The 19213-nt window shown below is 65.9% G+C and carries 14 protein-coding genes; 6 read left to right on the top strand and 8 right to left on the bottom strand.

Features of this window, described 5'->3' with window-relative positions:
- Positions 1-8: 8 nt before the first annotated feature.
- The gene (locus tag WIX41_RS01355) at positions 9-1895 is read left to right on the top strand and encodes an ATP-binding cassette domain-containing protein (protein ID WP_339445397.1); all 1887 of its coding nucleotides are present in this window, start codon (positions 9-11) and stop codon (positions 1893-1895) included.
- Positions 1896-2339: 444 nt separating this feature from the next.
- Here WIX41_RS01355 and WIX41_RS01350 read toward each other — a convergent pair whose 3' ends face one another.
- Complete coding sequence (locus WIX41_RS01350) at positions 2340-2801, bottom strand: c-type cytochrome (protein ID WP_409187295.1); 462 nt, start codon at positions 2799-2801, stop codon at positions 2340-2342.
- Positions 2802-2809: 8 nt separating this feature from the next.
- Positions 2810-3196 carry a c-type cytochrome gene (locus WIX41_RS01345; protein ID WP_339445396.1) on the bottom strand — a complete coding sequence of 129 codons (387 nt, stop codon included), beginning with the start codon at positions 3194-3196 and terminating at the stop codon, positions 2810-2812.
- 206 nt (positions 3197-3402) lie between these two features.
- Here WIX41_RS01345 and WIX41_RS01340 point away from each other — a divergent pair, with 206 nt between their 5' ends.
- From WIX41_RS01340 to WIX41_RS01330, 3 genes are read left to right on the top strand one after another with little or no spacing between them, the layout of a single operon-like run.
- Positions 3403-4551: an efflux RND transporter periplasmic adaptor subunit gene (locus WIX41_RS01340; protein ID WP_339445395.1), complete on the top strand. Its 1149-nt coding sequence runs from the start codon at positions 3403-3405 to the stop codon at positions 4549-4551.
- Positions 4548-8063 (top strand): efflux RND transporter permease subunit, encoded by a 3516-nt coding sequence (locus tag WIX41_RS01335; protein ID WP_339445394.1) that lies wholly within the window; start codon positions 4548-4550, stop codon positions 8061-8063. The genes WIX41_RS01340 and WIX41_RS01335 overlap by 4 nt, the downstream gene beginning before the upstream one ends.
- Positions 8060-11152 carry an efflux RND transporter permease subunit gene (locus WIX41_RS01330; RefSeq protein WP_339445393.1) on the top strand — a complete coding sequence of 1031 codons (3093 nt, stop codon included), beginning with the start codon at positions 8060-8062 and terminating at the stop codon, positions 11150-11152. The genes WIX41_RS01335 and WIX41_RS01330 overlap by 4 nt, the downstream gene beginning before the upstream one ends.
- Before the next feature lie 260 nt (positions 11153-11412).
- Here WIX41_RS01330 and WIX41_RS01325 read toward each other — a convergent pair whose 3' ends face one another.
- The 6 genes from WIX41_RS01325 to ykgO form a co-directional block, all read right to left on the bottom strand.
- Positions 11413-12672 (bottom strand): TraB/GumN family protein, encoded by a 1260-nt coding sequence (locus WIX41_RS01325; RefSeq protein ID WP_409187294.1) that lies wholly within the window; start codon positions 12670-12672, stop codon positions 11413-11415.
- Complete coding sequence (locus WIX41_RS01320) at positions 12665-13195, bottom strand: GNAT family N-acetyltransferase (protein ID WP_339445391.1); 531 nt, start codon at positions 13193-13195, stop codon at positions 12665-12667. Before WIX41_RS01320 ends, WIX41_RS01325 begins: the two co-directional genes overlap by 8 nt.
- Before the next feature lie 20 nt (positions 13196-13215).
- A complete protein-coding gene (locus tag WIX41_RS01315) occupies positions 13216-14103 on the bottom strand; it encodes a carbon-nitrogen hydrolase (RefSeq protein WP_339445390.1) in 888 nt (295 codons plus the stop codon).
- A gap of 569 nt (positions 14104-14672) precedes the next feature.
- Positions 14673-15710: an agmatine deiminase family protein gene (locus WIX41_RS01310; protein WP_339445389.1), complete on the bottom strand. Its 1038-nt coding sequence runs from the start codon at positions 15708-15710 to the stop codon at positions 14673-14675.
- A gap of 44 nt (positions 15711-15754) precedes the next feature.
- Positions 15755-16081 carry a hypothetical protein gene (locus tag WIX41_RS01305; protein ID WP_339445388.1) on the bottom strand — a complete coding sequence of 109 codons (327 nt, stop codon included), beginning with the start codon at positions 16079-16081 and terminating at the stop codon, positions 15755-15757.
- Between the two features lie 180 nt (positions 16082-16261).
- Positions 16262-16387, bottom strand: coding sequence for a type B 50S ribosomal protein L36 (gene ykgO, locus WIX41_RS01300; protein WP_017355593.1), 126 nt, complete (start codon positions 16385-16387; stop codon positions 16262-16264).
- Positions 16388-16580: 193 nt separating this feature from the next.
- On the opposite strand from ykgO, the gene cmk reads away from it, so the two are divergent.
- Together cmk and rpsA are read left to right on the top strand one after the other, a co-directional pair.
- Positions 16581-17261: a (d)CMP kinase gene (cmk, locus tag WIX41_RS01295; RefSeq protein WP_339449385.1), complete on the top strand. Its 681-nt coding sequence runs from the start codon at positions 16581-16583 to the stop codon at positions 17259-17261.
- A gap of 195 nt (positions 17262-17456) precedes the next feature.
- The gene (rpsA, locus tag WIX41_RS01290; RefSeq protein WP_070209366.1) at positions 17457-19142 is read left to right on the top strand and encodes a 30S ribosomal protein S1; all 1686 of its coding nucleotides are present in this window, start codon (positions 17457-17459) and stop codon (positions 19140-19142) included.
- Positions 19143-19213: the final 71 nt, after the last annotated feature.

Raw genomic sequence — 19213 nt, 5'->3', positions numbered from 1 at the left:
ATGGCCGGATGCCTCTGATTACTCTGCAAAACGTCGACTTCAGCGTCGGCGGCCCGCTGTTGCTGGAAAAAGCCGAACTGTCGATCGAGCCGGGCGAACGCATCGCCCTGATCGGCCGCAACGGCGCCGGCAAATCCACCCTGCTCAAGCTGTTGTCCGGCGACCACAAGCCCGACGACGGAGAAGTGCGCGTGCAGCAGGGGGTGCGCATCACCCGGCTGGAGCAGGAAGTGCCGCATGGCGCGGCCGGTAGCGTGTTCGACGTGGTCGCCGATGGCCTGGGCGAGCTGGGCCAGTGGCTGGCCGAATTCCATCACCTGAGCGTGGCCGAAGAATTCGACGGCGATGCCCTGTCGGCCGTTCAGGCCAAGATCGACGCCGCCAACGGGTGGGGCCTGGACCAGCGCGTGAGCGAAACGCTGACCAAGCTCGACCTCGATGGCGAAGCCGAATTCGCGCGCCTGTCCGGCGGCATGAAGCGCCGCGTGCTGCTGGGGCGCGCACTGGTGTCCGCGCCGGACCTGCTGCTGCTCGACGAACCGACCAACCACCTGGACATCGAGGCCATCGACTGGCTGGAAATGTTCCTGAAGAACTGGAATGGCAGCGTGGTGTTCGTCACCCATGACCGTCGCTTCCTGCGCGCGCTGGCCACCCGCATCGTCGAGATCGATCGCGGCCAGGTCACCAGCTGGCCGGGCGACTGGGCCAACTACGAACGCCGCCGCGAAGAACGGTTGAATGCGCAGGCGCAGGAGAATGCACGCTTTGACAAGATGTTGGCCCAGGAAGAAGTCTGGATCCGACAGGGCATCAAGGCCCGCCGCACCCGCGACGAAGGCCGCGTGCGCCGCCTCAAGGCGATGCGCAGCGAGCGTTCGCAGCGCCGTGAACTCGGCGGCAACGTGCGCATGGAAGCCTCGCAGGCGGAGAACTCCGGCAAGAAGGTCATCGACGTCAAGGACATTTCCTTCGCGTTCGGCGAGCGGGTGATGGTCAAGGACTTCAGCACCACCATCCTGCGCGGCGACCGGATCGGCCTGATCGGCCCCAACGGCAGCGGCAAGACCACGCTGCTCAAGTTGTTGCTGGGCGACCTGGCGCCGGACAGTGGCGAAGTGCGCGCCGGCACCAACCTGCAGGTGGCCTATTTCGACCAGTACCGTTCGGTGCTGCGCGAGGACTGGACCGCCATCGAGAACGTGGCCGAGGGCCGCGATTTCCTCGAGGTCAACGGCAAGCGCAAGCACGTGCATGCATACCTGCAGGATTTCCTGTTCACCCCCGAGCGTGCGCGCGCACCGATCACCCGCCTGTCCGGTGGCGAGCGCAACCGGCTGCTGCTGGCCAAGCTGTTCGCGCAGCCGTCGAACCTGCTGGTGATGGACGAACCGACCAACGACCTGGACGTGGAAACCCTGGAACTGCTCGAAGAGCTGCTTGGCGACTACACCGGCACCTTGCTGCTGGTCAGCCATGACCGCGACTTCCTGGACAACGTGGTGACCTCCACGATGGTGATGGAAGGCGACGGCGTGGTGGGCGAGTACGTCGGTGGGTACACCGACTGGCAGCGGCATGCGGCACGGGTGGAAGCGGCGGCTGCCGCAGCGCCGGTGGTTGCGGCCAGGCCGGCGGCTGCGCCGGCAGCTGCAGCGGCGGCACCCGCCGCCCCCAAGCGCAAGCTCAGCTTCAAGGATCAGCGCGAGCTGGAGCAACTGCCGTTGAAGATCGAAACGCTGGAGAAGGACGTCGAAGGCCTGACCGCCGCGATGAACGACCCGGCGTTCTACCAGCGCAGCGCACCTGACATGGCGGCGCATACGCAGAAGCTGGGTGGTGTGCAGGCGGAACTGGATGCGGCGTACAAGCGTTGGGAAGAGCTGGATTCGTAACGCGCGTTCCCGGGTAAAGGCAGCCGACTAACAGTCGGCGCTACCAGCGGTTGGCGCATCCGGATCGTCATGCGTTCTTTCCCGGCGTATCCGGATCGCCATGCGTTCGTTTCCGACGTATCCGGATCGTCCTGCGTTCGTTCCCGCCGTATCCGGATCGTCCTGCGTTCGCCAGCAATTCGTAGCGCCGACTGTTAGTCGGCAACCGCGCGCAGCGCGGCACAAGCGTCCGGGCACATAAACCGCACGCGCCGGCAATGTCGCCGGCGTTTAGCCCCGACCGAAACCACGCATCAGACGTTCATGACCGCGAACCGAAAAACAGCCACGCAACAGAACCATGCCCCGTACCGATGCGGCGGGGCATGGGCGCGTGGCGACGCGTTCATCTGCAAGGCGCATGAAGGCTGGCGAGGCGCGGCGTGGCTCTACGCGCGTCGGCAATCATTTCAACCCGTGCAGATCCCGCAGCTGGCTCGGCCGCGAACCGAAATACGCGGCCAGGTCGGCAATGTCCTGGTCGCTCAGGTCGGTGGCCTGCGCGGTCATCAGCGGATGCTGACGATCTCCGGCCCGGTAGGCCTGCAGGGCATGGGCCAGGTAATCGCCGTACTGCCCGCCCAGTTTCGGGTAGGTCGGGTCGATCGGATTGTTGCCGTCGACGCCGTGGCAGTCGATGCAGCTCTGGTTGGTCGCTTTGCTCCTGACCTGGGCACGCCCTTGACCCTGGGCGATGCGGCCAGCCGGCAGGCCGGCGGAGGAGCCTGAACCGTGCTCGCCACTGGCGTGGCCCGGGTCGGCGGCGGAATCTGTGCTGTTTTCCACCTGCGACTGCGAACAGGCAGCCAGCAGCAGGGCAACGGACAGGGCGATGGCGTGACGCTTGAACGGCGTGGCTTTCGTCATGAGCGCGCTTATTGGACGGTGGACAGGTAAACAGCGAGATCGGCGATCTCCTGTTCGCTGAAACTCATGGACTGCGCCTGCATCGTGGGATGCCGGCGCTTGCCCTGGCGGTATTCGCTCAGCGCCTGGCTGAGGTACTGCTGGGTCTGCCCACCGATCTTTGGTACCCGATAGCTGGGGTAGGCGTTCTTGTAGCCGGTGATGCCGTGGCACCCCTGGCAGGTATAGGCCAGCACGCGGCCATTGTCGAAGCTGCCGGTCAGGGCAGGCGGGGCGGCTGGCGCGGCTGCCGGGGCAGCGGCGGGTACGGCAGGAGCAGGTGCGGCCTGGGCGGCAACCCCGAAGGGCAGGAAGACGGCCAGAGCAAGACAAGCGGCGAGCGGCTGCGGGCGCATGATGTCGTTTCCGGTATACGGGTTCTGGTCGTTCCGGCGTGGGGTACGGAACTGTCCCGAGTATAGCCTGCGTTTTCATCTAGCTGAAACCGGGCATTGCCGACGAGCGGCCGCAGGTCACCATGACCTTTGGGATATGGTGTAGTCGTGACGTGGTGCAATACTTTGCTACCACACCTGCTCACGCATCCTTCAGGGACACGACGATGTTGCGAATCTCTCTTCTGCCCGGCCGCACCGGAACCTGCGCCGCGGCGCTGCTCATTACCACTACGCTGCTGCTGGGCGGGTGCGGCGCCGCTGGCCCGGCCGGCGATGCCGCCGCGGCCGAGAAGGACCCCAAGGCCGAAAAGGGACCCGACGCCGTACCGGTGGAGGCCGTGGCGGCCACCCGGCGTGCGGTCGCGGCCAGCTACACCGGCACCGCCGCGCTGGAAGCGCGCGCCGAATCGCAGGTGGTGGCGAAAACCTCGGGCGTGGCCCTGGCCGTGCTGGTCGAAGAAGGCCAGCAGGTGCGTGCCGGGCAGCCGCTGGTGCGACTGGACCCGGACCGTGCGCGCCTGGCCGTGGCCCAGAGCGAAGCGCAGATGCGCAAGCTGGAGAACAGCTTCCAGCGCGCCCAGAAACTGGTGGGCCAGCAGATGGTCAGTGCCGCCGACGTCGACCAGCTGCGCTACGACCTGGAAAATGCCCGCGCCCAGTACCGCCTGGCCACGCTGGAGCTGTCCTACACCACCGTGGTGGCGCCGATCTCGGGCGTGATCGCCTCGCGTTCGATCAAGACCGGCAACTTCGTGCAGATCAACACGCCGATCTTCCGCATCGTCGACAACTCGCGGCTGGAAGCTACGCTCAACGTGCCCGAACGCGAACTGGCCACGCTGCGTCCCGGCCAGCCGGTGACGCTGGTGGCCGATGCGCTGCCGGGCAAATCCTTCCCCGGCACGGTGGACCGCATCGCGCCGGTGGTGGATGCCGGCAGCGGTACGTTCCGGGTGGTCAGTGGCTTTGGTGAAGATGCCATCGGCCTGCAGCCGGGCATGTTCGGGCGCATCCGCATCGATTACGACCAGCGCGCCGATGCGCTGGTGGTGCCGCGCCTGGCCCTGCTCGATGATGGCGACCCGGCGGTGTTCCGCGTGCGTGACGGCAAGGTCGCACGGGTGCCGGTCAAGCTCGGCTACGCCGAAGGCCCGTGGGTGGAAATCCGTGATGGCCTGGCGGTGGGCGACAAGGTAGTCACTGCCGGCAAGGTCGCCCTGCGCGACGGCACCGCCGTGCAGGTGATCGGCGACAAGCCGCCCACCGCCGTGGCCAGCAAGGCCGCACCGGCCAAGGCGGAGACCCGCCAATGAGTTCGGCCGGCCACGACCACGGCAGCGAACCGCATCCGGGCGAGGGCCCGGCTGCTCCCGGCGGCGGCCTGGTGGAATTCGCCACCCGCCGCCGCGTCACCATTTTCATGTTCATGATCACGCTGGTGCTGTTCGGCCTGATCGCGCTGGGCAACCTCAAGGTCAACCTGCTGCCGGACCTGAGCTACCCCACGCTGACCGTGCGTACCGAGTACACCGGCGCAGCACCGACCGAGATCGAAACATTGATCACCGAGCCGGTTGAAGAAGCCGTGGGCGTGGTCAAGAACCTGCGCAAGCTCAAGTCGATCTCGCGGACCGGCCAGAGCGACGTGGTGCTGGAGTTCGCCTGGGGTACCAACATGGACCAGGCCAGCCTGGAGGTACGCGACAAGATGGAAGCGCTGAACCTGCCGCTGGAGGCCAAGGCCCCGGTGCTGCTGCGCTTCAATCCCTCCACCGCGCCGATCATGCGGCTGGTGATCGCGGCCAAGGGCGACCCGGCCAGCGATGCCGACGCCGTGCGCCAGCTCACCGCGCTGCGCCGCTATGCCGATGAAGACCTGAAGAAGAAGCTCGAACCGGTGGCCGGGGTGGCGGCGGTGAAGGTGGGCGGTGGCCTGGAAGACGAGATCCAGGTGGATATCGACCAGCAGAAGCTGGCCCAGCTCAACCTGCCGATCGACACCGTCATCAAGCGGCTCAAGGAAGAGAACATCAACATTTCCGGCGGCCGCCTGGAAGAAGGCTCGCAGCGTTTCCTGGTGCGTACCGTTAACCAGTTCGCCGATCTGGAAGACATCCGCAACCTGCTGGTGACCACCCAGGGCAGCAACGGCAGCGCCGCCGACGCGGCCATGCAGCAGATGTTCGCCATTGCCGCCTCGACCGGCTCGGACGCCGCAGTTGCCGCTGCCTCGGCCGCGCAGAGCGCCTCCAGCAGCAGTTCCACCACCGTGGCCAACGGGGTGCCGATGCGGCTGAAGGACGTGGCAACCGTTCGCCAGGGCTTCAAGGAACGCGAAGCGATCATCCGCCTTGGCGGCCGCGAAGCGGTCGAACTGGCGATCTACAAGGAAGGCGACGCCAACACCGTGGCCACCGCCGAAGCGCTGCGCGCGAAGCTTGAACAGATCAAGGCGCAGATTCCCGGTGATGCCGAACTGACCACCATCGAGGACCAGTCGCGCTTCATCGAACACGCCATCAGCGACGTCAAGAAGGACGCGGTGATCGGCGGCCTGCTGGCCATCCTGATCATCTTCCTGTTCCTGCGCGATGGCTGGAGTACGTTCGTGATCAGCCTGTCGCTGCCGGTCTCGATCATCACCACGTTCTTCTTCATGGGCCAGCTGGGCCTGAGCTTGAACGTGATGTCGCTGGGCGGGCTGGCGCTGGCCACCGGCCTGGTGGTGGACGATTCGATCGTGGTGCTGGAAAGCATTGCCAAGGCGCGTGAGCGCGGCCTGGGCATCCTGCAGGCCGCCATTACCGGTACCCGCGAAGTGAGCATGGCCGTGGTGGCCTCCACGCTGACCACCATCGCGGTGTTCCTGCCGCTGGTGTTCGTCGACGGCATTGCCGGCCAGCTGTTCCGCGACCAGGCGTTGACCGTGGCCATCGCCATCGCGATCTCGCTGCTGGTGGCCATGACCCTGATCCCGATGTTGAGCTCGCTCAAGGGTCGCCCGCCGCTGGCGTTCCCGGAAGAGCCGGCGCACGCGGCATGGCAGCCGCAGCGGCGCTGGCTGAAGCCGGTCGCCGGTGGCCGCCGTGGCCTGGGTGCACTGGTGCGCTGGACGGTGTTCGGCATCGCCTGGGCAATCGTGCGTGCGTGGCGCCTGCTGGTGGCGGTGATCGGGCCGGTGATGCGCAAGGCCAGCGATCTGGCCATGAAGCCGTATGCCGGTGCCGAACGCGGCTACCTGCGGCTGCTGCCGAACGCTCTGGCCCACCCGGGCAAGGTGCTGGGCCTGGCCGCGCTGGCCTTCGTGGCAACGCTGGCACTGGTGCCGATGCTGGGAGCGGACCTGATTCCGCAGCTGGCCCAGGACCGCTTCGAAATGACCGCCAAGCTGCCCGCCGGCACGCCGCTGAAGCAGACCGATGCGCTGGTCCGTGAGCTGCAGTTGGCGCATGCCAAGGACGGCAGCATCACCTCGCTGTATGGCGTCAGTGGCAGCGGCACGCGGTTGGATGCCAGCCCGACCGAGAGCGGCGAGAACATCGGCAAGCTCACCGTGGTGATGGCCGATGGCGGCAGCGCCCGTGCCGAGGCCGAGATCACCGAACGCCTGCGCGATTCGATGCGCAGCCATCCGGGCGTGCAGGTAGATTTCGCGCGGCCGGCGCTGTTCAGCTTCTCCACGCCGCTGGAAGTGGAGCTGCGCGGCCAGGACATGGCCACGCTGGAACGTGCCGGCCAGGCGCTGGCGGCACGCCTGCGCAGCAACCCGCACTACGCCGACGTGAAGTCGACCGTGGAAGAGGGCTTCCCGGAAATCCAGATCCGCTTCGACCAGGAGCGCGCCGGTGCGCTGGGCCTGACCACGCGGCAGATTGCCGACGTGGTGGTCAAGAAGGTGCGCGGTGACGTGGCCACGCGCTACAGCTTCCGCGACCGCAAGATCGACGTGCTGGTGCGTGCCCAGGAAGGCGACCGCGCCAGCGTGGACAGCATCCGCCGGCTGATCGTCAACCCGGGCAGCACGCGCCCGGTGACGCTGGATGCAGTGGCCGAAGTGGTGGCCACCAACGGCCCCAGCGAGATCCACCGTGCCGACCAGACCCGCGTGGCGGTGGTGTCGGCCAACCTGCGCGACATCGACCTGGGCGGCGCCGTGCGCGAAGTGCAGGACATGGTCGCCAAGGAGCCATTGGGTGCGGGCGTAGGCATGCACATCGGCGGGCAGGGCGAGGAGCTGGCCGAATCGGCGCGCTCGCTGATCTTCGCCTTCGGGCTGGCGATCTTCCTGGTCTACCTGGTGATGGCCTCGCAGTTCGAATCGCTGCTGCACCCGTTCGTCATCCTGTTCACCATCCCGCTGGCACTGGTGGGTGCGATCCTGGCGCTGATGCTGACCGGCAAGCCGATCTCGGTGGTGGTGTTCATCGGCCTGATCCTGCTGGTCGGGCTGGTGACCAAGAACGCGATCATCCTGATCGACAAGGTCAACCAGCTGCGCGAGGCCGGCGTGACCAAGCATGAGGCGCTGGTGGAAGGAGCACGCTCGCGCCTTCGCCCGATCATCATGACCACCCTGTGCACGCTGTTCGGCTTCCTGCCGCTGGCGGTGGCGATGGGCGAGGGCGCGGAAGTGCGTGCACCGATGGCAATTACCGTGATCGGCGGCCTGCTCGTCTCCACGCTGTTGACCCTGCTGGTGATCCCGGTGGTGTATGACCTGCTCGATCGCCGTGGCGATGCCTACTACCGCGAGCGCGGTCGCCATCACCATCGGGGTGCTGCCGATGCCAATGCCGCCGGCGGTGCGGCACAGGAGCCGGCATGAGCATCGCCGAGTTCTCCATCCGCCGCCCCATCACCACCATCATGTGTTTCGTCTCGCTGGTGGTGGTGGGCCTGATCGCCTCGTTCCGGTTGCCGCTGGAGGCGCTGCCGGACATTTCCGCACCGTTCCTGTTCGTGCAGGTGCCCTATACCGGCTCGACCCCGGAGGAAGTGGAACGCACCATCATCCGGCCGACCGAGGAAGCACTGGCCACGATGACCGGGATCAAGCGCATGCGCTCCCAGGCCACCGCCGAAGGTGCCAGCATCTTCATCGAGTTCACCGACTGGGACCGCGACATCGCCATCGCCGCGTCCGACGCGCGCGAACGCATCGATGCGATCCGCAGCGACCTTCCCGACGACCTGCAGCGCTACAACGTGTTCAAGTGGTCCAGCAGCGATGAGCCGGTGCTGAAGGTGCGCCTGGCCAGTACCACCGACCTTACCGGCGCGTACGACATGCTTGACCGCGAGTTCAAGCGGCGGATCGAACGCATCCCCGGGGTGGCGCGGGTGGAGATCTCCGGCGCCCCACCGAACGAAGTCGAGATCGCGATCGATGCCGATCGCCTCACGGCACACAACCTGAGCATCAACGAGCTCAGCGATCGGCTGCGCACGCTCAACTTCTCGATCTCGGCCGGGCAGATCGACGACAACGGCCAACGTGTACGGATCCAGCCGGTGGGCGAAATCACCGACCTGCAGGAACTGCGCGATCTGGTCATCGATACCAAGGGCCTGCGCCTGGGCGACATCGCCGAGGTCCGGCTCAAGGCCTCGCGCATGAGCTACGGCCGACGCCTGGATGGCAACCCGGCGGTGGGCCTGGACATCTACAAGGAGCGCAGCGCCAACCTGGTGGAAGTCTCGCGCGGCGCGCTGGCCGAGGTGGAATCGATCCGCAGGCAGCCCTCGATGCGCGATGTGAACATCAAGGTGATCGACAACCAGGGCAAGACAGTCACCTCGTCGCTGCTGGAACTGGCCGAGGCCGGCGCGGTCGGCCTGCTGCTGTCGGTGACGGTGCTGTTCTTCTTCCTGCGCCATTGGCCGTCGACGCTGATGGTGACCCTGGCGATCCCGATCTGTTTCGTGATCACCCTGGGCTTCATGTACTTTGTTGGGGTCACGCTCAACATCCTGACCATGATGGGCCTGCTGCTGGCGGTTGGCATGCTGGTGGACAACGCGGTGGTGGTGGTGGAGAGCATCTACCAGGAGCGCGAGCGCATGCCCGACCAGCCGGTGCAGGCATCGATCGTCGGCACCCGCAACGTGGCCATCGCGCTCAGCGCCGGCACCCTGTGCCACTGCATCGTGTTCGTGCCGAACCTGTTCGGCGAGACCAACAACATCAGTATTTTCATGGCGCAGATCGCGATCACCATCTCGGTCTCGCTGATGGCCTCATGGCTGGTGGCGGTCAGCCTGATCCCAATGCTGTCCGCGCGCATGCAGACGCCCAAGCTGGTCCACTCGCAGACCGGCGTGATCGCGCGGCTGCAGCGCCGTTACGCGAAGCTGCTGCAATGGACGCTGGAGCACCGTGGCTGGAGCGTGTTCGGCATCGTCATGGTGGTGCTGATCAGCCTGGTGCCGATGAAGCTGACCAAGATCGACATGTTCGGTGGTGAAGGGGGTACCGATGTCTTCATCGGCTACAACTGGAAGGGGGCCTACACCCGCGCGCAGATGTCCGACGAGGTGGCGCGGGTCGAGCGGTACCTGGACCAGAACCGCGAGAAGCTGCACATCACCCAGGTGTATTCCTGGTACAGCGAACAGGAAGGAAGCAGCACCATCGTGACCCTGGACGCAAAGCACGCGGGCAACATGGCCGCCGTGCAGGAGTCGCTGCGCAAGGGCCTGCCGCGCTCGGCGCGTGCCGACTACATCGTCGGCAACCAGGGCGGCGACGGTGGCGGCGGTGGCGGCAAGGGCGTGGAAGTACAGCTGATCGGCGACTCGACCCAGATGCTGCAGGAAATCGGCGAAGACGTAGTGCCGCTGCTGGCCCAGCGCAAGGAACTGCGCGATGTGCGCATCGACAATGGCGAGAAGGGCAGCGAGCTGTCCATCCATGTCGACCGCGAACGTGCTGCCGCGTTCGGCTTCAATGCCGAGCAGGTCGCCAGCTTCGTCGGCCTGGCGCTGCGCGGTGCACCGTTGCGCGAGTTCCGTCGCGGTGACAGCGAAGTACCGGTGTGGGTGCGTTTTGCCGGCGCCGAACAGAGCAGCCCGGAAGACCTGGCCAGCTTCACCGTGCGCACCGGCGATGGTCGCTCGGTACCGCTGCTGAGCCTGGTCGACGTCAGCATCAAGCCGTCCGCCACCCGCGTCGGCCGGACCAATCGCCAGACCACGTTGACCATCAAGGCCAACCTGGCCGAGAAGGTGACCGCGCCGGAAGGACGCAAGGCGATGGAGGAAACGCTCAAGCCGATGAACTTCCCGGCTGGGTATTCCTTCACCTTCGACGGCGGCGACTTCGGCGACGACAACGAGGCCATGCAGCAGATGATGTTCAACCTGCTGATCGCGCTGGTGATGATCTACGTGGTGATGGCGGCGGTGTTCGAATCGCTGCTGTTCCCGGCCGCGATCATGAGCGGGGTGCTGTTCTCGATCTTCGGCGTGTTCTGGCTGTTCTGGCTCACCGGTACCTCGTTCGGCATCATGTCCTTCATCGGCATCCTGGTGCTGATGGGGGTGGTGGTGAACAACGGCATCGTGATGATCGAGCACATCAACAACCTGCGCAGGCGCGGCATGGCCCGCACCCAGGCACTGGTGGAAGGCTCGCGTGAGCGGTTGCGCCCGATCATGATGACGATGGGCACGGCCATCCTGGCGATGGTGCCGATCTCGTTGACCGACACCCAGCTGCTCGGCGATGGCCCGCCGTACTACCCGATGGCCCGCGCCATTGCCGGCGGCCTGGCCTTCTCCACGGTGGTCAGCCTGCTGTTCCTGCCAACCATCTACGCCATGCTCGACGACATGAGCATCAACGTAGCCCGCATCGTGCGGCGGGCGAGGGGATTGCCGCCCAAGGGCAGCGAAGCGGTGATCGAACCGGCCTGATGACGGGTTCCCACGGCCGGCCAACGGCCGGCGCTACCGGGGAATGGTGTTGCATCGCGTGGGCCGGCCAACAGCCGGCGCTACCGGGGAATGGTGTTGCATCGCGTGGGCCGGCCAGCGGCCGGCGCTACCGGGGAATGGTGATGCATCGCGTGGGCCGGCCAACGGCCGGCGCTACCGGGGACTTGGGCATCGCGGTAGCGCCGGCCGTTGGCCGGCCCAAGGGGTGAATCACCATTCGCAGCGGCGAACGGTCGGTATCAACCGCCGACCTTGTTCCATACCTGGAACCCGGTCAGCCACAACCCCAGCATGCTGCCCAGGTTGGTCAGCATGAAGGTCAGCACGACCCGGGTGACGCGGTTGCGGTACCAGCCGCGCACGCTCTGCGCGTCATCGCGCAGCTTGAGGAAATCCTCGTACGCCGGCTTGCGCAGGCGTGCTTCGACCAGCGCGGCAAATGCACCGGTGGGGATGCTCAGGCGGAACGGTTTGAACGGCGCCACCACGATCGCGGTGAGGATGCTCAGCGGATGGCTGCCGGCCAACAGGCAGCCCAACCCGGCCAGGCCGCCGGTGTACATCGCCCACACCGCCAGCAGTTCGGTGCCGACGCCCAGTCCGCCACGATAGAAGCCGACCGCGATGCCGGCCAGCACCACCGCCAGGATGGTCAGCGTGATCCACGGGATGTTGCGCTTCTTCGGCACGTCCTCCAGCGAGGCGCGCAGCGGGCCAGGTGCTTCGGTATCGGTTTCCAGGTACTTCGCCAGCCCGGCCAGGTGGCCGGCACCGACCACGGCGAGAACTTCGCGCTGCCGCGGGCCTTGGGCCTCGTGCTGCGACGGGTCGTGCACCTCGCGCAGGCGGGTGGCCATGTAGCGGTCACGCTCGCCGATGATGGTCTCGTACAGGGCCGGGTTCTCGCTGGCGAACTCGCCGAAGCTGGCTTCCAGCATGTCGCCCTGCTTGAGCTTCTCGATTTCGTCTTCGCCGACGTCTTCGGAGGCGAACAGGCCGGCACCCAGGCCCATGACCAGCTTGATCTTGCCGGAGAAGCCCAGCCGCTGCGACGCGCGCTTGAAGGTCAGGCCCACTTCGCGGTCGATCAGGTGCACCGGCAGGTTGTGCGCGTTGGCCAGGCTTACGGCCCGCTTGAGTTCCGCGCCCGGCTCGATGCCCAGCTGCTCGGCCAGGCGGCGCTGGTAGGCGGCCAGGGCGAGGTTGGCGGCGAACAGCGCCACGCGACCCTTGCGGATCACCTCGACCAGGTCGAGCTTGGCCAGTGCATCGGGATTGGTCAGCGCCTGCAGGCGCTGCGGATCCAGCTCCACCGCGACCGCATCGAAGCGGCCGCTGTTGATGGCGCGTTCCACCACCTCCACGCTGGCCTGCGAAACGTGTGCGGTGCCCAGCAGGGTATAGCGCACGCCATCGCGCTCGACCACGCGTACGGGTTGGCCGGCGAACAGGGTGTCGCCGTTGTCGTCCATCAGGATTTCAGTCATTTCATCATTCATTCGAAGGGGCGCTGTCGGTACCATCGCCGAGCGCGCGCTGCATCTGCACCGTATCCAGCCAGCGTCCATGCTTGCGGCCCAGGCCACGGAAAATGCCGACCAGGTGGAAGCCGAAGCGTTCGTGCAGCTTGATCGACGCGGTATTGGACGGTTCGCCGATCACTGCCACCATCTGCCGGTAGCCACGGGCGACGCAGGCATCGATCAGGCCCTGCATCAACGCAGTGCCGACGCCCTTGCCCTGGAACGCGGCATCGACGTAGACGGAGTTTTCCACCGTCCACTGGTAGGCGACGCGGCCACGGTAAGTATTGGCATAGGCGTAGCCGGCAACCTGGCCATCGAGCTCGGCGACGATGTACGGGAAACCGCGCGCGACGATGTCGTGCATGCGCCGCTGCATCTCGGCCGCATCCGGAACGTCGTACTCGTAGGTGTTGACGAAGTCGGTTACTTCCACCGCATAGATGGCGGTGATGGCCGGAATGTCGGCATCGGTGGCGTCGCGCAGCAGCACGGTCACGGGTCAGGATTCCTGTGGGGTCAGTCGATGTAGCGCTTGAGCAGGTCGCCGTAGGCGTCGATGCGGCGGTCGCGCAGGAACGGCCAGATGCGGCGGACATGTTCGCTGCGTTGCAGGTCGACATCGCAGACCAGCACGGTCGGCTCGCCGCCGGCTTCGGCGATGAACTCACCCTGCGGGCCCAGCACATGGCTGTTGCCCCAGAACTGGATGCCCGATGCGCCCAGCGGCGACGGCTCATGGCCGACGCGGTTGCAGCTCAGCACCGGCACGCCGTTGGCCACGGCATGGCCGCGGTGGCTCAACACCCACGCATCGCGCTGGCGGCCCTGTTCGTCCTTCTGGTCGTCCGGGTCCCAGCCGATGGCGGTGGGGTAGAGCAGCAGCTCGGCACCGGCCAGCGCCATCAGGCGCGCGGCTTCGGGGTACCACTGGTCCCAGCACACAAGCACGCCGAGGCGGCCCACCGAGGTGTCGATCGGCTTGAAGCCGATGTCGCCGGGGGTGAAGTAGAACTTCTCATAGAAGCCGGGATCGTCCGGGATGTGCATCTTGCGATACTTGCCAAGCAGGGTACCGTCCTTCTCGAACACCACGGCGGTGTTGTGGTACAGGCCGGCGGCGCGTCGCTCGAACAGCGAGCCGACGATCACCACGCCATGCTTCTTCGCAAGCGCGCCAAGGCGCTCGGTGCTCGGCCCGGGAATCGGTTCGGCCAGGTCGAACTCATCGACCGATTCGTGCTGGCAGAAGTACGCGCCGTTGTGCAGTTCCTGCAGCAGGACCAGCTTGGCACCCTGGGCAGCCGCTTCAGCCACGCGCGCTTCGATCACGGCCAGGTTGGCGGCCGCGTCACCGTGGTTGCGCTCCTGGATCAGGGCGACGGAAAGGGTGTGGCGTGAGCTCATCCGGGGCGGGTCCTGCAGGGGGAAAAACGCAGTTTATCGCGGATGGGTGTGTGCGGCGTGCTGGGCGATAAATGGGGTGCGTGTCTGGTCGCGAGGAGCAGCTGTTCACCTTTACGGGCTGGGCCGGCCGACGGGCAGCCCACTACGGGACACGCCGTAAACCCATCCATGGGGGCTTGGCAAAAACATCCATGTTTTTGACAGTCCCTACGTGGGCTGCCCGCCGGCCGGCCCCGACGCTGGGTCGCCTGCGGATGGAAGAGCAGCCACGCATGGCGTGGCTCTACGGCTCGGCGATACGCCCGGTAACGCATGAACATGATCGGTGCCGCCGTTGATCTCCCGTGGCCACCAACACACCGTCGAGGGCCGGCGGGGGCGGGGGTACGGGGGCTTTGCGAAACATGGATGTTTCGCAAGAGCCCCCAAGGATGGGTTCACGGCGCCCCCCGTACCCCCGCACCCGCCGGCCCAGCTCAGACCAGGCGATGGCCGCCGGCTGTTCGCCCAAAACCAAAAGCGCCGGGCAAAAGCCCGGCGCCAGGGAAATCATCGAATGCCGACGTGCTTCAAGAAGCAAGCAACCCAGCCGGCAACTGCATGGTGATGCAATGCAGGCTGCCGTTCTGCCAGATCAGCGAGCGGCAGGGGACCTGCACGATCTCGTGGTCCGGGTAGGCCTGGGCCAGCACGTCGCGTGCCGCGTCGTCGGCCACGTCGCCGTAGGCCGGCATCAGCACCGCGCCGTTGAGGATCAGGTAATTGGCGTACGACGCCGCCAGGCGACGGCCTTCGTCGATCACCGGGCGTGCCCACGGCAGCGGGAACAGCCGGTACGGCTGGCCGTCGGCGGTGCGCAGCGCGGCCAGTTCGTTGCCCATCGCCTGCAGTTCGGCATGGTGCGAATCAGTGGCGTCGTCGCAGGCCTGGTACACGATGCTGTCCACCGACGCGAAGCGCGCCAGCGTGTCGATGTGCGCGTCGGTGTCGTCGCCTTCCAGGTAACCGTGGTCCAGCCACAGCACCCGGTCCTGCGCCAGCCAGCTCGCCATGTCCGCGCTGAGCGAAGCACGGTCGCGGTCCGGGTGGCGCTCGTGCAGGCACTGCCAGGTGGTCAGCAGCGTGCCCACGCCATCGGTCTCGATCGCCCCGCCTTCCAGTGCGAACGGAATGCTCTGCAGCTCGGCATCGGCGAACAGCCCAGCCGCGTGCAGCACGCCCACCAGCTGGTCGTCCAGGCTCGCCTCGAACTTGCCGCCCCAACCGGTGAAGCGGAAGTCCAGCAGGCGGAAGCCGCCGTCGGCGCGGCGCAGCGTGATCGGGCCCGAATCGCGCAGCCAGGTGTCGTCGTACGGCGCGGTGACGAAACGCACGCGGTCCGTGTCGATCCGGTTGGAGCGCAGGCGCGCGTCCGCGTACGCCTCCAGATCGTCGTCGGCCACGATGATCACCACCGGCTGGAAGCGGGTGATGGCCGCGACCAGCGCGATGTAGGTGTCCTCGACGTCACCCAGGCGGTCGGCCCAGTCGGTGTCGGCGTGGGGCCAGGCGATCAGGATGGCGGACTGGGATTCCCATTCGGCCGGAAAGCGGAGCGTGTCGTTCATGGTCTCGGTGCGATGGCCCGCCGGGTGGCGGGCGTTCTGGTGGGTCAGCGGATCGGCGGCTTCGGGCCGACTTCGTTGGCGGCGGCCTTGTTGGCCACCACGTCGATCACCTTCTGCTTTTCGAAGTAGACGGTGAACATCGGGTAGACCCAGCGGTTGATGGTCGGCCACTGGCGCTTCTGGCCGCCGCGCGGCTCCAGCTTCTCGCTGGGTTCGCCGAAGGTGCTCAACACCTGGCTCGCGGTCTGGCCACGGACCGGCACCACCGGCGCGGCCTGTTCCTTGGTGCGGTCGATCAGCAGGGTGTCGGCGTGGGCGCCGGCGCAGGCCAGCAGGGCCAGCAACGGCAGGGTGGTCAGGTAACGCTTCATCTCGATCTACTCCCCAGTCATCAAGAAAGGAGCCACGACCGGCGGTCGTGACCAACGACGGCATCGCGACCCATGGACGCGACCTACCGGCGATTACAACAAAATTGGCAATAAAAAACCGCCCGGAGGCGGCTTTTTATTCAGGCAGGTCGCGACCCTTGGATCGTGACGCCGCCAGGCTCAGCGCTGGCGAGCCTTGAAACGCGGGTTCGACTTGCAGATCACGAAGATCTTGCCGCGGCGACGGACGACCTTGCAGTCACGGTGACGGGACTTGGCCGACTTCAGGGAAGACAGGACTTTCATTGCATACCTCGGCGTAAACGTGGATTCGGTTGGAGCGCGGCCGCGATATGCAGATGACAATCGGCAGGTGACGCTCGTTCAAGCCCGCCATTCTACCGGGCTTTTCTCCATCCTTTCAAGTGGTTGCACCAAAAAGGTCTCGGGAGCGGTCGGGCAGGGGCTAGAATGGGGGGTCAAATCCACTGGGAAACCCATGAACCAGCCAACTCCCGTGCTCACCATCGACGGCCCGTCCGGGGCCGGCAAGGGGACCGTCAGCCGCATTGTCGCACGCCGGCTGGGCTGGCATTACCTGGATTCGGGCGCCCTGTACCGGGCCGTGGGCGTGGCCGCCAGCTGGGCCGATATCGATACTTCCGACGCCTCGGCGCTGGTCCGCTGCACCTTCGATACCCACGTCCGCTTCGTCGAAGCCGATGACGGCGGGCTGCGTGTCATCGTCAATGAGACCGACGCCACCGACGAGCTGCGGCTGGAGACCACCGGCGCCCTGGCCTCGGCCATTGCCGCCATTCCCGAGGTCCGCGCCGCCCTGAAGGAGCGTCAACGCGCATTCAGGATTCTCCCCGGCCTGGTGGCCGATGGCCGCGACATGGGGACGGTGATCTTCCCTGATGCCCCGTTCAAGGTCTTCTTGACGGCCAGTGCCGAGGAGCGCGCCGAGCGCCGGCATAACCAGTTGAAAGACAAGGGGGTTTCTGTTAACTTTGATGACCTCCTGCGCGAGATCATGGCCCGCGACGCCCGTGATGCACAGCGCACAGTGGCGCCCCTGAAGCCGGCAGACGATGCCGTCGTCATCGACACCAGTGGTATCGGCATCGACGAAGTCGTTGCCAGGGTTCTGGAACTGCTTCCGGTTTCAGGTGCCTGATCCGTTGTATGGAGGCGGCCAGTCCATCGGCAGCAGTCGCACCAATGCAAGGCAGTAAAAGCTCCGTCCCGCAATGATGCGTGGCGGTTTTCCTACTTCACACACGACCTGCGTTTCCGGGGTCGACCAACAGGCGGGCAGTAAACGGAACCCCTCGCGGGAACCAATGCCCATGTGTCCAACAGAGTAAATCTAATGACCGAATCATTTGCCGAACTGTTTGAAGCCAGCCAGGCCAATCTGGCCAAGCTGAAGCCGGGCGCCATCGTCAGCGGTGTTGTCGTTGAAGTCCGCGGCGACGTCGTGGTGATCAACGCCGGCCTGAAGTCCGAAGGCATCGTGCCGATCGAACAGTTCCGTAACGACGCCGGCGAAATCGACGTCGCCGAAGGCGATGTCGTCAAGGTCGCCCTCGACTCGATCGAGAACGGCTTCGGTGAAACCGTCCTGTCGCGCGAGAAAGCCAAGCGCGCCATGGTGTGGGACGAGCTGGAAGAAGCCCTGGAAAAGAACGAAACCATCACCGGCCGCATCAGCGGCAAGGTCAAGGGTGGTTTCACCGTGGACATCAAGGATGTCCGCGCGTTCCTGCCCGGTTCGCTGGTGGATGTGCGCCCGGTGCGCGACCCGGCCTACCTGGAAGGCAAGGAGCTGGAATTCAAGCTCATCAAGCTGGACCGCAAGCGTAACAACGTCGTGGTCTCGCGCCGCGCTGTCGTCGAAAGCGAGCACTCGGAAGAGCGCGAGCAGCTGATGGACAAGCTGCAGGAAGGCGCGATCCTGAAGGGTGTCGTCAAGAACCTGACCGATTACGGCGCGTTCGTGGACCTGGGCGGCATCGACGGCCTGCTGCACATCACCGACATGGCCTGGAAGCGCGTGCGCCATCCGTCCGAAGTCGTGAACGTCGGCGACGAGCTGGACGTGCGCGTGCTGAAGTTCGACCGCGAGCGCAACCGCGTTTCGCTGGGTCTGAAGCAGCTGGGCGAGGATCCGTGGGACAACATCGCCCGTCGTTACCCGGCCAACAGCCGCGTGTTCGGCAAGGTCTCCAACGTCACCGATTACGGCGCGTTCGTCGAGATCGAGCCGGGCGTCGAAGGCCTGGTGCACGTCTCCGAGATGGATTGGACCAACAAGAACGTCAACCCGTCCAAGGTTGTGCAGGTCGGTGACGAAGTTGAAGTCATGGTCCTGGACGTCGACGAGGAGCGTCGCCGCATCTCGCTGGGCATGAAGCAGGTTGCCGCCAATCCGTGGGAAACCTTCGCTGCCATCCACAAGAAGGGCGACAAGGTGTCGGGCCAGATCAAGTCGATCACCGACTTCGGCATCTTCATCGGCCTGGACGGTGGTATCGACGGCCTGGTGCACCTGTCCGACATCAGCTGGAACACCACCGGCGAAGACGTGGTCCGCAACTTCAAGAAGGGCGACAACCTGGACGCCGTCGTCCTGGCCGTCGATCCGGAGCGCGAGCGCATCAGCCTGGGCGTCAAGCAGCTGGAGCAGGATCCGTTCGGTCAGTACATGGCTGCCAACCCGAAGGGTTCGAAGGTCGAAGGCGTGGTCAAGGAAGTGGACGCCAAGGGCGCTACCATCGAACTGGCTGACGGCATCGAAGGTTACGTCTCGGCTCGTGACGTTGCCAACGAGCGTGTCGACGACGCGACCCAGTTCCTGAAGGTCGGCGACAAGGTTGAAGCGAAGTTCGTGGGCATGGATCGCAAGGGTCGTACCCTGCAGCTGTCGATCAAGGCCAAGGACGACGCCGAAATGCGCGAAGTGCTGGAGGAATACCAGTCCTCTTCGGCGTCCAGCGGCACCACCCAGCTCGGCGCGCTGCTGCGCGCCCAGCTGAACGGCAACAAGTCCGAGTAATCGGCCTTACCCGTAGCAGTAGTTTCCTGGACGGCCCGGACACATGTCCGGGCCGTTTCAGGGTTTGAGAC

Origin of the sequence: Stenotrophomonas sp. AB1(2024), assembly GCF_037482345.1 — a bacterium.
Taxonomy (GTDB): domain Bacteria; phylum Pseudomonadota; class Gammaproteobacteria; order Xanthomonadales; family Xanthomonadaceae; genus Stenotrophomonas.
This window is presented reverse-complemented; position numbering and strand designations above follow the sequence as displayed.

Excerpts from the sequence above, each read along its gene's own strand:
- WIX41_RS01355 (WP_339445397.1), top strand. The coding sequence starts at position 9 with ATGCCTCTGATTACTCTGCAAAACGTCGACTTCAGCGTCGGCGGCCCG.
- WIX41_RS01350 (WP_409187295.1), bottom strand. The coding sequence starts at position 2,801 with ATGACGAAAGCCACGCCGTTCAAGCGTCACGCCATCGCCCTGTCCGTT.
- WIX41_RS01345 (WP_339445396.1), bottom strand. The coding sequence starts at position 3,196 with ATGCGCCCGCAGCCGCTCGCCGCTTGTCTTGCTCTGGCCGTCTTCCTG.
- WIX41_RS01340 (WP_339445395.1), top strand. The coding sequence starts at position 3,403 with ATGTTGCGAATCTCTCTTCTGCCCGGCCGCACCGGAACCTGCGCCGCG.
- WIX41_RS01335 (WP_339445394.1), top strand. The coding sequence starts at position 4,548 with ATGAGTTCGGCCGGCCACGACCACGGCAGCGAACCGCATCCGGGCGAG.
- WIX41_RS01330 (WP_339445393.1), top strand. The coding sequence starts at position 8,060 with ATGAGCATCGCCGAGTTCTCCATCCGCCGCCCCATCACCACCATCATG.
- WIX41_RS01325 (WP_409187294.1), bottom strand. The coding sequence starts at position 12,672 with ATGAATGATGAAATGACTGAAATCCTGATGGACGACAACGGCGACACC.
- WIX41_RS01315 (WP_339445390.1), bottom strand. The coding sequence starts at position 14,103 with ATGAGCTCACGCCACACCCTTTCCGTCGCCCTGATCCAGGAGCGCAAC.
- WIX41_RS01310 (WP_339445389.1), bottom strand. The coding sequence starts at position 15,710 with ATGAACGACACGCTCCGCTTTCCGGCCGAATGGGAATCCCAGTCCGCC.
- WIX41_RS01305 (WP_339445388.1), bottom strand. The coding sequence starts at position 16,081 with ATGAAGCGTTACCTGACCACCCTGCCGTTGCTGGCCCTGCTGGCCTGC.
- ykgO (WP_017355593.1), bottom strand. The coding sequence starts at position 16,387 with ATGAAAGTCCTGTCTTCCCTGAAGTCGGCCAAGTCCCGTCACCGTGAC.
- cmk (WP_339449385.1), top strand. The coding sequence starts at position 16,581 with ATGAACCAGCCAACTCCCGTGCTCACCATCGACGGCCCGTCCGGGGCC.
- rpsA (WP_070209366.1), top strand. The coding sequence starts at position 17,457 with ATGACCGAATCATTTGCCGAACTGTTTGAAGCCAGCCAGGCCAATCTG.